This is a genomic window from Pseudomonas schmalbachii, from assembly GCF_017589465.1.
Classification (GTDB): Bacteria; Pseudomonadota; Gammaproteobacteria; order Pseudomonadales; family Pseudomonadaceae; genus Pseudomonas; species Pseudomonas schmalbachii.
Genome location: NZ_JAELYA010000001.1, coordinates 1,175,894 through 1,189,068 on the forward strand (window position 1 = coordinate 1,175,894; position 13,175 = coordinate 1,189,068).

Here is a 13,175-nt window from a genome sequence, read left to right on the forward strand (position 1 = left end):
AAGGGCGCGCATCATACGCGCTTGCACGCTCCGACGCACCGTCCGTGATCGGGAAAGCCTAGTCGAAATGCGTCAGCGCAAAGTTCCCTGGCCGACCGGTTGCCCCACGACTGTACGGCCCACTCCACGTCCGGCTGTTACGGGACAAGCCGCGCCGCAGCGATTAGCCTGCAAAAAACATGAATCCGCCGCCATGCCCATCGAACTCCTCGCCGCATTCCTGATGTTCGCCTTCGTCACGTCGATCACGCCGGGACCCAACAACATGATGCTGCTCGCCTCCGGGGTGAACTTCGGCGTGCGCCGCACGCTGCCGCACATGCTCGGCATCAGCATCGGCTTCCTGGTGCTGGTGGTCGCGGTGGGACTGGGACTGAACCGCCTGTTCGAACTGTTCCCGCTCACCTATACGGCGCTGCGCTACCTCGGCGGCGCCTACCTGCTGTACCTGGCCTGGAAGATCGCCAACGCCGGCGCGCCGCAGGGCTCGTCGACGACCAGCGGCGGCAAGCCGTTCAGCTTCCTGCAGGCCGCCGCGTTCCAGTGGGTCAATCCCAAGGCCTGGATCATGGCCATCGGTGCCATCACCACCTACACCCCGCAGCAGGACTTCATCGGCAACGTGCTGCTGATCGCCGTGCTGTTCGCCGTGGTCAACCTGCCCAGCGTCGGCGTCTGGACCATCGCCGGCAGCCTGCTGCGCCGCTGGCTGGAAGAACCGGCGCGGCTCAGGGTGTTCAATATCGGCATGGCCCTGCTGCTGGTCGCCTCGCTCTACCCCCTGTTCGCTTCTGCACATTGACGGATACCTTCCCCGGATGACCGATTCCACCAGCGCGCGCCTGCGCCCCATCGCCGACTCCTCGCCCGCCGCCGTGGTGGCCGGCTTCGTCGCCATGCTCACCGGCTACACCAGTTCGCTGATCCTGATGTTCCAGGCCGGACAGGCCGCCGGGCTGAGCGCCGGACAGATTTCCTCGTGGATCTGGGCGCTGTCCATCGGCATGGCGCTGACCACCATCGGCCTGACCCTGCGCTACCGCACCCCCATCGTCATCGCCTGGTCCACACCCGGCGCCGCCCTGCTGATCAGCAGCCTGCCCGGCGTGCCCTACGGCGAAGCCATCGGCGCCTTCATCGTCTGCGCCGGGCTGATCACCCTCTGCGGCGTGACCGGCAGCTTCGACCGGCTGATGCGCCAGGTGCCCGGCTCGCTGGCCGCCGCGCTGCTGGCCGGGGTGCTGTTCCGCATCTGCATCGAGATCTGCCGCGCCGCCGAGCAGCAGACCCTGCTGGTGCTGGCGATGTTCTTCAGCTACCTGCTGACCAAGCGCCTGCTGCCGCGCTACGCGGTATTCGCCGCGCTGCTGGTCGGGATCGCGCTGGCCGGCGTCCTGGGCCTGCTGAACTTCAGCCAGTTCCAGCTGGAACTGGCCAGGCCGGTATGGACCACGCCGAGCTTCTCCCTGGCCGCCACCATCAGCATCGGCATCCCGCTGTTCATCGTCGCCATGGCCTCGCAGAACATGCCGGGGCTGGCCGTGCTGCGCGCCGACGGCTACCAGGTGCCCGCCTCGCCGCTGATCTCGGTGACCGGCATCGCCTCGATGCTGCTCGCCCCGTTCGGCTCCCACGGGATCAACCTGGCGGCGATCAGCGCAGCCATCTGCACCGGTCCGGAAGCCCACGAGAATCCGCACAAGCGCTACACCGCGGCGCTCTGGTGCGGGCTGTTCTACGGCGTCGCCGGCATCTTCGGCGCCACTCTCGCCGCGCTGTTCGCCGCGCTGCCCAAGGCGCTGGTGCTGTCCATCGCCGCCCTCGCCCTGCTCGGCTCGATCACCAACGGCCTGGCCAATGCAATGTCCGAGACCCGCGAGCGCGAGGCGGCGATGATCACCTTCCTCGTCACTGCTTCCGGTTTCACCCTGTTCTCGGTGGGCTCGGCGTTCTGGGGACTGGTGGCCGGCCTGCTGACACAACTGGTGCTGAACTACCGCCGCGCCGCCTGATCCACCTCTGCCAGCATCCGGGCGATTCTCTCCAGGGACCGCCCGATCAACCGGCCTGGCATTTGCCGGAGCGAAGGACGGCCAGTGATTTCGCCGCATTACCCGCAGGAGCGACCCATGGGCCGCTCCTGCAGGATGCAATACCCACCGTAGGTTGGCGCTGAGCAACGCGAAGCCCAACATCACCATCGTTGGGCTTCACTGCGTTCAGCACCAACCTACGCGGGTTCTGGCCCAGCCCGACCGAAATCTGGGACGCGCCCCGGCGCACAAGCGGAAACACTACCTCAGACCACCGCCCGCTCCGGCGCGGCCTTGGCCGCTCCACGGCTGACCCACCAGCCGAAGATGCCCGCAGTGAAGAACATCACCAGGCCGTAGATCGCCGCCGGCATCGCCATGGTCTTGTTGTTCAGCAGCATCGGGCTCATCGCCAGGGCGATGGCCAGGGTGCCGTTGTGGATGCCGATCTCCATGCCGATGGCGATCGACTGTGGCTTGGACAGCTGGAGCAGGCGCGGCACCCAGTAGCCCACGGCGAGGCTGACCAGGTTGAAGCACAGCGCCGCCATGCCGACTACCGGGGCGTAGATCACGAAGGTCTGCCAGTCCTTGTAGACAGCCAGGGCGATGATCACCACCAGCAGCAGTGCGGAAAGGATCTTCACCGGTTTCTGCAGCGTCGCCGCCACCTGCGGCAGTTGCCGGCGTACCAGCATGCCGATGGCGACCGGGCCGAGCACGATGACGAACACCTGCAGCACCTTGCCGAACTGCAGCGGAATCGCCTGGCCCTCGCCCATGAAGTACATCAGCGCCAGGTTGACGATCAGCGGCATGGTGAGGATGGCGATCACCGAATTCACCGCGGTGAGGGTGATGTTCAGCGCCACGTCGCCGTGCGCCAGGTGACTGTAGAGGTTCGCCGTGGTGCCGCCGGGCGAGGCCGCCAGCAGCAGCATGCCCACCGCCAGGGCGGATTCCAGGGCGAAGCCGACGGTGATGAAGAAGCAGGCTATCGGCAGCAGGATGATCTGACAGACCAGGCCGATCAGCACCGGCTTCGGGTAGCGCACGATACGGGCGAAATCCGCCACGGTCAGGGAAAGCCCGAGTCCGAGCATGATGATGCCCAGGGAAATGGGCAGGAACAGGGTGAGCAAGGGATCGGCCGTCATTCTTCTGATTCTCCGGGTTCTTCCGTGGGGCGGGCACCTGAACATTCTGGTTCAGGGCTGGGGAGGGAGACAGTAGTCCATCGGGCCGATCCGCTTCAGCTCTGTAACAGAATGAGAATTTGCCGGCATTCACGCGGGCAATGACTCTTCGGCAAGGCACTACCCACGGAAACAGAAAGCAAAGAAATTTCCTACATAGACGCCCCCGTTTCTGTCTCAAATCAAGCCCGAAGCGACCTGGACTGCCATCCTGACTGCAACCCAGCCCCACTCCGGCGCCTCGCGGCGCACCAGGCAGGTGCGGGGGCCTTGCGAAAGGAGCCGTCAGATGCGCGTTCGCCCCACCGACGCCACGCCGCCCCGGCCATGGCACACACTTTCCGCCGAGCGCATCCAGGAAGCGCTGGAATGCGATCTCGCCGGTCTCGACCAGGCCCAGGTGCAACAGCGCCGCGAACGCTACGGCGAGAATCGCCTCGCCCCGCCCAGGCGCCGCAGCGCATTGCGCCGCCTGCTGCTGCAATTCCACAACATCCTGCTCTACGTGATGATGGCCGCCGCCCTGGTCACCGCCGTGCTCGGCTACTGGGTGGACACCAGCGTGCTGTTCGCCGCGGTGCTGATCAACGCGGTCATCGGCTTCATCCAGGAAGGCAAGGCCGAATCGGCGCTGGAGGCCATCCGCGGGATGCTTTCGCCGGTCGCCACGGTGGTCCGCGACGGCAAGCGCCAGCAGATCGACGCCAGCGAACTGGTGCCGGGCGACCTCGTGCTGCTCGCCTCCGGCGACCGCGTGCCGGCTGACCTGCGCCTGCTGACGGTGAAGGAACTGCGGGTCGAGGAAGCCGCGCTGACCGGCGAATCGCTGCCGGTGGAGAAGGCACCCGAGGTGGTATCCCTCGATGCGCCGCTCGGCGACCGCTACGGCATGGCCTACTCCGGCACCCTGGTGGTCTACGGGCAGGCCAGCGGGGTGGTGGTGGGCACCGGGGCCGACACCGAGCTGGGCAAGATCAACCGCATGCTCGGCAGCATCGGCCAGGTGACCACCCCGCTGCTGCGGCAGATCGACCGCTTCGGGCGCATGCTGGCCTTCGCCATCCTCGCCATCGGTGCCGTGACCTTCCTGCTCGGCACCTTCTGGCGCGGCGAAACGCCGGCGCACATGTTCATGATGGTGGTCGCCCTGGTGGCCTCGGCGATTCCCGAGGGGCTGCCGGCGATCATGACCATCACCCTCGCCCTCGGCGTGCAGCGCATGGCGCACCGGCACGCGATCATCCGCCGCCTGCCGGCCGTGGAAACCCTCGGCTCGGTGACGGTGATCTGCTCGGACAAGACCGGCACCCTGACCCGCAACGAGATGACCGTGCAGCGGGTGGTCTGCGCCGGCCAGGTGTTCGATGTCGGCGGCGTCGGTTATGCCCCGGAAGGCGACATCAGCGCCGACGGGCAGATCGTCGACATCGCCCGGCACCCCGCCCTGGCGCTGGCGATCCGCGCCGGCGTGCTGTGCAACGACGCGCGCATGCGCCTGGACGATGACGGGCAGTGGCAGGTCGAAGGCGATCCCACCGAAGGCGCCCTGCTGGTGCTCGGCAGCAAGGCCGGCCACGACCAGGACGCCTGCTCCGCCGAATGGCCGCGCCTGGACAGCATCCCCTTCGAATCGCAGCACCGTTTCATGGCCAGCAGTCACCACGACGAACAGGGCGAGCCGTGGATTTTCGTCAAGGGCGCGCCGGAACGTCTCCTCGACATGTGCTCGCAGCAGTTCGGCCGCGACGGCGAACAGCCGCTGGACGCCGACTACTGGCGGCGCATGGCCACCGACACCGCCGCCCAGGGCCTGCGCCTGCTGGCCCTGGCCTGCAAGCGCGCCGCCCCGGCCGGCGCGACGCTCTCCTTCGACGACACCAGCGCCGGCTTCACCCTGCTCGCCCTGGTCGGCATCATCGATCCGCCGCGCGACGAGGCCATCGCCGCGGTGAGCGACTGCCACCAGGCCGGCATCCGGGTGAAGATGATCACCGGCGACCACGCCGACACCGCCCGCGCCATCGGCGCCCATCTCGCCATCGGCGTAGGCAAGCCGGCGGTCACCGGCGCCGAACTGGCGCTGATGGACGACGCCGCGCTACGCCGGGTGGTGATGGAGGTCGATGTGTTCGCCCGCGCCAACCCGGAGCACAAGCTGCGCCTGGTGCAGGCGCTGCAGGAGAACGGCCAGGTGGTGGCGATGACCGGCGACGGGGTCAACGACGCCCCGGCGCTGAAGCGTTCCGATGTCGGCGTGGCAATGGGCCTGAAGGGGACCGAGGCGGCCAAGGAGGCCGCCGACATGGTGCTCGCCGACGACAACTTCGCCACCATCGCCAGCGCCGTGCGCGAAGGCCGGGCGGTCTACGACAACCTGAAGAAGTTCATCCTGTTCATGCTGCCGACCAACGGCGGCGAGGCGCTGGTGGTGATCGCCGCGCTGCTCGTCGGCCTCGGCCTGCCGCTGACGCCGGTGCAGGTGCTGTGGATCAACATGGTCACCTCCAGCACCCTGGGCCTGGCCCTGGCTTTCGAGCCGGCCGAGGGCGGCATCATGCAACGCCACCCACGCGCACCGGGCACCGCCCTGCTTTCGGGGTTCTTCGTCTGGCGGGTGGTGATGGTCTCGTGCCTGATGATGATCGGCGCCTTCGGCCTGTACTACTGGGAGCTGGCCAACGGCACCGGCAGCGAATCGGCGCGGACCATGGCAGTCAACGCGGTGGTGGTGTCGGAGATGTTCTACCTGATCAACAGCCGCCACATCTTCGCCCCGGTGCTGAACCGCGAAGGCTTCACCGGCAACCCCTACGTGCTGCTCGCCATCGCCGCCTGCATCCCGCTGCAACTGGCCTTCACCTACGCCCCGCCGATGCAGAACATCTTCGGCTCGGCCGGCCTGAGCGGCCAGGAATGGCTGAAGGTGCTGGGCGCCGGAGTGCTGGTGTTCGTCGCCGCCGAACTGGAGAAATGGGTGATCCGCCGCAGCGGCCTGGCCGCCCGACTGGCCGGGAGCTGAACGACCGCCATCCAGATCAGGCTTCAGTCCGCGTCCAGTGCGTGCGGACCGCGGGCAGCACGGCGGAGTACAGCGGGACCTCCAGTCGATGGAGGGCTACGGTCTTGCCAGACACGATCTGCGGCAACGCCGGGGTGCCGGGCGCCGGCCGCGGACCCTGCGGTTTCGGGGCAGGCGTGCCCGGTGGAGCCGGTGTCTGCGGTGGGGAGGACTGCGGAGTCGGGGCTTCCGGCGCCGGGGGTTCCGGGACTGACACTTCCGGGTCGAGAGTCGGCGCAACGGGCGTATCCGGCATCGCCGCGAACGGAGCCATGCGCTCCCGATTGGAAGCGACAGTGCTGGCTGCATCGGCGGTCAACCGGTCCACGCCACCCGCGGAGCGCGCGCAGTCGGCTGGGACGTCCAGCGCCGCCAGCCAGAGAAACACCAGCGCCCCCGCACGTAGCCAGGAGGAAGAGTGGTTGGCTGTCCTGGCACTCGTCATCGGTTCCACTCGCGGTGATTGGCGTCCGCTGCCGGCCTCGAAACATTCTTAAGCAACTAGCGCATCGCGCGGGATTTGGCCAATCTGCGGCCGGGTACCTGCTCTGCCGGCAAATGAAAAAGGCGCCCGAAGGCGCCTTCTGCATGCATCCACGACAAACTCAGATCGCCGTGGCGCCGCCATCCACCGGCAGGGCCAGGCCCGTGGTGAAGGCTGCGTTGTCGCTGCACAGGTAGATCACCGCGGCGGCGATTTCCTCGACGCGGCCGATGCGCCCGACCGGATGCATGGCGGCGGCGAATTCGGCCTTCTTCGGATCGCTCGTGCAGGCGCGGCGGAACATGTCGGTATCGATCACCGCCGGGCAGACCGCGTTGATCCGCACGTTGCTCTTCGCATATTCGATGGCGGCGGACTTGGTCAGGCCGACCACCGCGTGCTTGGACGCGGAGTAGATGCTCATCTTCGGCGCCGCGCCGAGGCCGGCGATGGAGGCGGTGTTGACGATGGAGCCGCTGCCCTGGGCCAGCATCACCGGAATCTGGTGCTTCATGCACAACCACACGCCCTTCACGTTGACGCCCATGATGGCGTCGAACTCGCGCTCCTGACCGTCGGCCAGGCGGCCTTTCTCGATCTCGATGCCGGCGTTGTTGAAGGCGTAGTCCAGGCGGCCGTAGGCGGCCACGGTGCCGTCCACCAGCGCCTTGACCTCGGCGTCGCTGGTCACGTTGCAGCAGATGAAGGTGGCCTCGCCGCCAGCGGCGCGGATCAACCCGACGGTCTCCTCGCCGCTGGCGGAATCGACGTCGGAAACCACGACCTTGAGGCCCTCGCGGGCGAACGCCAGGGCGGTGGCGCGACCGATGCCGGCACCGGCGCCGGTGACCAGGGCTACCTGGCCGGAAAGCAGCTGACTCATTGACTGTCCTCCAATAGGGGTCTGAAAGCTGGATGCAGTCTAGTCAGCGCAGATTTCCGGCAAAGCACTATCAGGAAGCTGTTGCATTCTTCATTTGTACAAATGATGTTCAGCAACACCGTGGATCATCGGAGTTGATTGGCGATCATTCCCCAGGCGGGCGGAACTTGCCGGAGCCCGGTGGCGGGTCTATCACCAAGGCTCCAGCCTTCTGCGAGTACCCCGCCATGCCCGCCCAGATCAATCGACAGTTCCAGTTGGCCAAGCGTCCCGTCGGCGTACCCGACCGGGATACGTTCTCCTACGTGGAAGTACCGCTGGGCGAGCCCGGCCCCGGGCAGATCCTGGTGAAGAACCAGTACCTCTCGCTGGACCCGGCCATGCGCGGCTGGATGAACGATGCCCGCTCATACGTTCCCCCGGTCGGCATCGGCCAGGTGATGCGCGCACTCGGCGTGGGCCAGGTGATCGCCTCGCAGAACCCGCAATTCGCCGTGGGCGACACGGTGAACGGCGCGCTCGGCGTGCAGGACTACTTCCTCGGCGAGCCGGCCGGCTTCTACAAGGTCGACCCGAAGCGCGCGCCGCTGCCGCTGTACCTCTCCGCGCTGGGCATGACCGGCATGACCGCCTACTTCGGCCTGCTCGACGTCGGCCAGCCAAAGGCCGGCGAAACCGTCGTGGTGTCGGCGGCGGCCGGCGCGGTGGGCAGCGTGGTCGGGCAGATCGCGCGGATCAAGGGCTGCCGGGTCGTCGGCATCGCCGGCGGTGCGGAGAAATGCCGCTACCTGAAGGAAGAACTCGGCTTCGACGGCGCCATCGACTACAAGAACGAGGACGTGCAGGCCGCTCTCAAGCGCGAGTGCCCGAAGGGCGTGGATGTGTTCTTCGACAACGTCGGCGGCGACATCCTCGACGCGGTACTCACCCGCCTGGCACCGAAGGCGCGCATCGTCATCTGCGGCGCGATCAGCCAGTACAACAACAAGGAAGCGGTGCGCGGCCCGGCCAACTACCTGTCGCTGCTGGTCAACCGCGCGCGCATGGAGGGCATGGTGGTGATCGACTACACCAGCCGCTTCCCGGAGGGCATCAGGGACATGTCCGGCTGGCTGGCCGAGGGCAAGCTGAAGTCGAAGGAGGACGTGGCCGAAGGCCTGGAGAACTTCCCGGAAGCGCTGCTCAAGCTGTTCAGCGGGGAGAACTTCGGCAAGCTGGTGCTGAAGATCTGAGTCCGGCCGCATGGGGGCGGCGCTTAGAGAAGCCGCTTGAGCCCTGCCCCTAGCGCACTACGGCAGCCCACATGCACCTCGCCAAGCCCCAGCCAGGCCGCCATCCCGCGTAGTTGCTCGGCCAGCGCCTGCAGGCCCGCCTCGCCCAGTCCGCGATCCTCCTGATGCACGGCATGCACCGCCAGCCGGCCATGGCCGCGCTCGGCGCGCAGGTCGACCCGCGCCGCCAGATGCTCGTCGAACAGGAACGGCAGCACGTAGTAGCCATAGACCCGCTTGTGCTGCGGCGTGTAGATCTCCAGCCGGTAGTGGAAGTCGAACAGCCGCTCGGTGCGCGCCCGCTCCCAGACCAGCGAGTCGAAGGGCGACAGCAGCGCGCTGGCCCGCACCTTACGCGGGATCGCCGGCTCACCGGCGCTATAGGCCGGCTGCCCCCAGCCATCGACCCGCAACGGCAGCAGTTCGCCCGACTCCACCAGTTCGGCGAGGCGCGGCTTGCTGTCGTCCGGCTTCAGGCGGAAGTAGTCGCGCAGGTCCTTCTCCGTGGCCACACCCAGCGCCCGTGCCGCGTGCAGCAGCAGTCCGCGCTGGGCTTCGGCTTCATCCGGCTCGGACTGCGCCAGCAGCTCGGCCGGCAGCACCCGCTCGGGCAGGTCGTAGAGCCGCTCGAAACCACGCCGCCCGGCCACCGTCACCTCGCCGGCGGCGAACAACCACTCCAGCGCGTGCTTCTCGGCGCTCCAGTCCCACCAGGGGCCGGCCTTCTCCTTGCGCGTGCTCAGGCTGCCGGCGCCCAGCGCACCCTGCTCGCGCACCGCCTGCAGGACGCGCTGGATCACGTCGCCCTGCTCCCTGCCGAAACGCGCCAGTTGCGCATAGATGCCCTCCCCACGCTTCGCCCGCTGCATGCGCCAGCGCATCAGCGGGTAGAGTTCCAGCGGCAGCAGCGATGCCTCGTGGCCCCAGTATTCGAACAGGCGCCGATGCCGCCCGGCACTCCAGGCAGCCTCGTCGAGCCATTCCTGCGGGTAGTTGCCGAGGCGGGAAAACAGCGGCAGGTAATGCGAGCGCACCAGCGCATTGACCGAATCGATCTGCAGCACGCCGAGGCGTTCGAACAGGCTGCGCAGATGACGCCGCTGCACGGCTCCGCGCGGCCGGCGCTCGGCGAAGCCCTGGGCGGTCAGGGCCAGGCGGCGGGCTTCCTTCAGGGAAATGGATTCGGCAGCGGGCATCGGGGCTCTCCATGGCCGGATGAGTCTCCGATCCTAGCGTCAATGACGTTTCCCTGCCGATTTCGAACGAGGGAGCCGCAGCACGGCCGTCCCGTGCTGCGTGCGTTCGTCAGTGCTTGAGCGGGTCGTCCCAGAACGGCCGCTCGATCTCCTGCTCGATATCGGCGCGGGTCAGGCCAATATCCTTGAGCATGTAGTCGCTGAGCGCGGCCAGTTGCCGGCGCTGCCGGCGCAGCTCATGCCAGCGGTGCAGGCGGGCCAGGGCGCGCTTCCACAGCGGTGCGCGGTCGTTGCGGCGAACGGTACGGAACGAGGGTGAAACGAAACCGAGTTGGCCTTTCATCTTGCTGTCCTCCCGAGTGGGTTGGCAGCAGTTTCTCGCCAGGCGTAAGATCAATCCAACGAATCATTCTTATGCAATGCATCTCGGAGATTGATGAATGGCCAGCTTCCCCAGCATCGACACCGAATTGCTGCGCACCTTCGTGGCGATCGCCGATCACGGCGGCTTCACCCGCGCGGCGGAAGTGGTGAACCGCACCCAGTCGGCGGTGAGCATGCAGATGAAGCGCCTGGAGGATGACGTGCTGGAGCGCCCGCTGTTCGAGCGCGACGGCCGCCAGGTGCGGTTGACGCCGGAGGGACAGGTGCTGCTCGGCTACGCGCGGCGCATCCTCAAGCTGCATGGCGAGGTGTTCAACACCCTGCGCCAGCCGCACATGGTCGGCGCAGTGCGCATCGGCACGCCGGACGACTACGTGATGCGCTTCCTGCCGGACATCCTCAAGCGCTTCGCCGAGGCCTATCCGCTGGTGCAGGTGGAGGTGCATTGCGAATCGTCGTCGCAGCTGCTCACCCGCCAGGACCTCGACCTGTCGATCGTCACCCGCGAACCGGGCACCGAGATCGGCCAGCTGTTGCGCCAGGAGTCCTTCGTCTGGATGGCCGCCGAGGGCTTCTGCCCACACGACCAGCGCCCGATCCCGCTGGCGATGTTCAACAGCGGATGCTTCTGCCGCGCCTGGGCCTGCAACGCGCTGGAAGCGATGGAGCTGGAATACCGCATTGCCTACACCAGCCCGAGCCTGTCGGCGCTGTTCGCGGTGGTCAGTGCCGGCCTGGCGATCACCGCCCAGCTGCGCAGCCTGCAGAGCGGCAATCTGCGCATCCTCGACGAGGCCGATGGCCTGCCAGCGCTGCCGACGGCGAGCATCGTGCTGCTGCGCAATCCGCGCAGCCAGTCGCCGGTCACGGAAAAACTCGCCGAGTACATCGTCGAAGGCTTCAAGCCCTGACGCCAGTCGGCATCGGGTATTCTCTGGAAAGCAAATAGCTGTCGCGCTAAATTCATGCACAGTGGCTTCCCGGAGAACCCAGCATGACCCGCTCCACCTGCGAACAGCTGAAGCTCGACAACCAGTTGTGCTTCGCACTCTATTCCACCTCGCTGCAGATGACCAAGGTCTACAAGCCCCTTCTGCAGGCGCTCGGCCTCACCTATCCGCAGTACATCGCCATGCTGGTGCTGTGGGAGCAGGACGGCATCACCGTCGGCGACATCAGCGCGCGCATGCTGACCGACCCCGGCTCGCTCACTCCCCTGCTCAAGCGCCTGGAAGGCGAAGGTCTGCTCACCCGCACCCGCAGCAGCGCCGACGAGCGCGTGGTGGAACTGCACCTGACCGAGAAAGGCCGCAAGCTGCGCGAGCAGGCCGAAGGCATTCCCGCCTGCATCCTCGAAGCCGCCGGCCAGTCCATCGAGGATCTCGTTTCACTGCGGGACGAACTGGTCGCCCTGCGCAGCAACCTGCAAGGCTCGAACTAGAGCCTTATTCCCTGCCAGCGGTTCGCTCATAGCGAAAGCTTCCAAGAACTATCTTGCGCGCAAAGTAATTCAGGATTAATTTCCACCTCACGCACTACTTGGCGCGCAAAACTTTACCGAACAAATCAATCAGGAGACATCCTCATGCAACGCATCCAGGCCCTTTACACCGCTACCGCCACTGCCACCGGAGGCCGCGACGGCCGCGCCGTTTCCTCTGACGGTGTGCTCGACGTGAAACTGACCACCCCGAAGGAACTGGGCGGCGCTGGCGGCGAAGCCACCAACCCCGAGCAGCTGTTCGCTGCGGGCTACTCGGCCTGCTTCATCGGCGCCATCAAGTTCGTTGCCGGCCAGAAGAAGGTGAAGATTCCCGCCGACACCTCGATCACCGGCAAGGTCGGCATCGGCCAGATCCCCGGCGGCTTCGGCCTGGAAGTGGAGCTGAACATCAACCTGCCGGGCCTGGATCACGCCGTCGCCGAGGACCTGGTCGCCGCCGCCCACCAGGTCTGCCCCTACTCCAACGCCACCCGCGACAACATCGACGTACGCCTGAACGTTTCGGTGTGAATCTGCAGAAACGAAAAAGCCCGGCTTCGAAGCCGGGCTTTTTCATGTCTCGCGGAAGGATCAGGCCTTGACGCGGGACTTGTACTCGCCGGTGCGGGTATCGATTTCGATCGAGTCGCCGATTTCGCAGAAGGCGGAAACCTGCAGCTCAGCACCGTTCTTCAGACGGGCAGTCTTCATGACCTTGCCGGAGGTGTCGCCACGAACGGCCGGCTCGGTGTAGACGATTTCACGAACGATGGTGGTCGGCAGTTCTACCGAGATCACCTTGTCGTTGTAGAAGACTGCTTCGCAGACGTCGGTCATGCCGTCTTCGATGAAGGTCAGAACGCCTTCCAGGTCGTCTTTCTCGATTTCGTACTGGTTGAACTCGTTGTCCATGAAGACATAGAGCGGGTCGGCGAAGTAGGAGTAGGTCACTTCCTTGCGATCGAGGATGATCGGCTCCAGCTTGTCGTCGGCCTTGAACACGGTCTCGGTGCCGGCACCAGTCAGCAGGTTCTTCAGCTTCATCTTGACGACGGCGGAGTTACGGCCGGATTTGTTGAACTCGGCCTTCTGGATGACCCAGGGGGCGCCGTTGATGTTAGCTACCTGGCCAGCGCGGAACTCTTGAGCGGTTTTCATACGAATATCCGATTGGTGAAGACAAAAAA

The 13,175-nt window shown here is 66.4% G+C and carries 12 protein-coding genes; 7 read left to right on the top strand and 5 right to left on the bottom strand.

The window, feature by feature from the left end; translation table 11 throughout:
- Positions 1 to 193: 193 nt before the first annotated feature.
- Positions 194 to 802, top strand: coding sequence for a LysE family translocator (locus JFY56_RS05230; protein ID WP_208312416.1), 609 nt, complete (start codon positions 194 to 196; stop codon positions 800 to 802).
- 16 nt (positions 803 to 818) lie between these two features.
- On the top strand, positions 819 to 2,012 hold the full coding sequence (locus JFY56_RS05235; RefSeq protein WP_208312417.1) for a benzoate/H(+) symporter BenE family transporter: 1,194 nt from the start codon (positions 819 to 821) through the stop codon (positions 2,010 to 2,012).
- 287 nt (positions 2,013 to 2,299) lie between these two features.
- Here JFY56_RS05235 and JFY56_RS05240 read toward each other — a convergent pair whose 3' ends face one another.
- Positions 2,300 to 3,190 carry a bile acid:sodium symporter family protein gene (locus JFY56_RS05240; protein ID WP_208312418.1) on the bottom strand — a complete coding sequence of 297 codons (891 nt, stop codon included), beginning with the start codon at positions 3,188 to 3,190 and terminating at the stop codon, positions 2,300 to 2,302.
- 328 nt (positions 3,191 to 3,518) lie between these two features.
- Between JFY56_RS05240 and JFY56_RS05245 the strand changes: the two genes are divergently transcribed.
- Entirely contained in the window at positions 3,519 to 6,248 is a 2,730-nt protein-coding gene (locus JFY56_RS05245; RefSeq protein WP_208312419.1) for a cation-transporting P-type ATPase, read from the top strand.
- 644 nt (positions 6,249 to 6,892) lie between these two features.
- Here JFY56_RS05245 and JFY56_RS05250 read toward each other — a convergent pair.
- The gene (locus tag JFY56_RS05250; protein WP_208312420.1) at positions 6,893 to 7,654 is read right to left on the bottom strand and encodes an SDR family oxidoreductase; all 762 of its coding nucleotides are present in this window, start codon (positions 7,652 to 7,654) and stop codon (positions 6,893 to 6,895) included.
- 227 nt (positions 7,655 to 7,881) lie between these two features.
- On the opposite strand from JFY56_RS05250, the gene JFY56_RS05255 reads away from it, so the two are divergent.
- The gene (locus tag JFY56_RS05255) at positions 7,882 to 8,886 is read left to right on the top strand and encodes an NADP-dependent oxidoreductase (RefSeq protein ID WP_208312421.1); all 1,005 of its coding nucleotides are present in this window, start codon (positions 7,882 to 7,884) and stop codon (positions 8,884 to 8,886) included.
- 23 nt (positions 8,887 to 8,909) lie between these two features.
- Here JFY56_RS05255 and JFY56_RS05260 read toward each other — a convergent pair whose 3' ends face one another.
- Both JFY56_RS05260 and JFY56_RS05265 read right to left on the bottom strand, forming a co-directional pair.
- Positions 8,910 to 10,121: a winged helix-turn-helix domain-containing protein gene (locus JFY56_RS05260; protein WP_208312422.1), complete on the bottom strand. Its 1,212-nt coding sequence runs from the start codon at positions 10,119 to 10,121 to the stop codon at positions 8,910 to 8,912.
- A gap of 109 nt (positions 10,122 to 10,230) precedes the next feature.
- A complete protein-coding gene (locus JFY56_RS05265; protein ID WP_208312423.1) occupies positions 10,231 to 10,464 on the bottom strand; it encodes a DUF1127 domain-containing protein in 234 nt (77 codons plus the stop codon).
- A 97-nt stretch (positions 10,465 to 10,561) separates the two neighbouring features.
- Here JFY56_RS05265 and JFY56_RS05270 point away from each other — a divergent pair, with 97 nt between their 5' ends.
- The 3 genes from JFY56_RS05270 to JFY56_RS05280 all read left to right on the top strand — a co-directional run bounded on the left by JFY56_RS05270 (position 10,562) and on the right by JFY56_RS05280 (position 12,519).
- Positions 10,562 to 11,416 (top strand): LysR substrate-binding domain-containing protein, encoded by an 855-nt coding sequence (locus JFY56_RS05270; RefSeq protein WP_208312424.1) that lies wholly within the window; start codon positions 10,562 to 10,564, stop codon positions 11,414 to 11,416.
- An 83-nt stretch (positions 11,417 to 11,499) separates the two neighbouring features.
- Positions 11,500 to 11,946, top strand: coding sequence for a MarR family winged helix-turn-helix transcriptional regulator (locus tag JFY56_RS05275; protein ID WP_208312425.1), 447 nt, complete (start codon positions 11,500 to 11,502; stop codon positions 11,944 to 11,946).
- A 144-nt stretch (positions 11,947 to 12,090) separates the two neighbouring features.
- Positions 12,091 to 12,519 carry an organic hydroperoxide resistance protein gene (locus JFY56_RS05280; RefSeq protein WP_208312426.1) on the top strand — a complete coding sequence of 143 codons (429 nt, stop codon included), beginning with the start codon at positions 12,091 to 12,093 and terminating at the stop codon, positions 12,517 to 12,519.
- A gap of 60 nt (positions 12,520 to 12,579) precedes the next feature.
- On the opposite strand, the gene efp is transcribed toward JFY56_RS05280, so the two are convergent.
- Positions 12,580 to 13,146 carry an elongation factor P gene (gene efp / locus JFY56_RS05285; protein ID WP_208312427.1) on the bottom strand — a complete coding sequence of 189 codons (567 nt, stop codon included), beginning with the start codon at positions 13,144 to 13,146 and terminating at the stop codon, positions 12,580 to 12,582.
- Between the last annotated feature and the right edge of the window lie 29 nt (positions 13,147 to 13,175).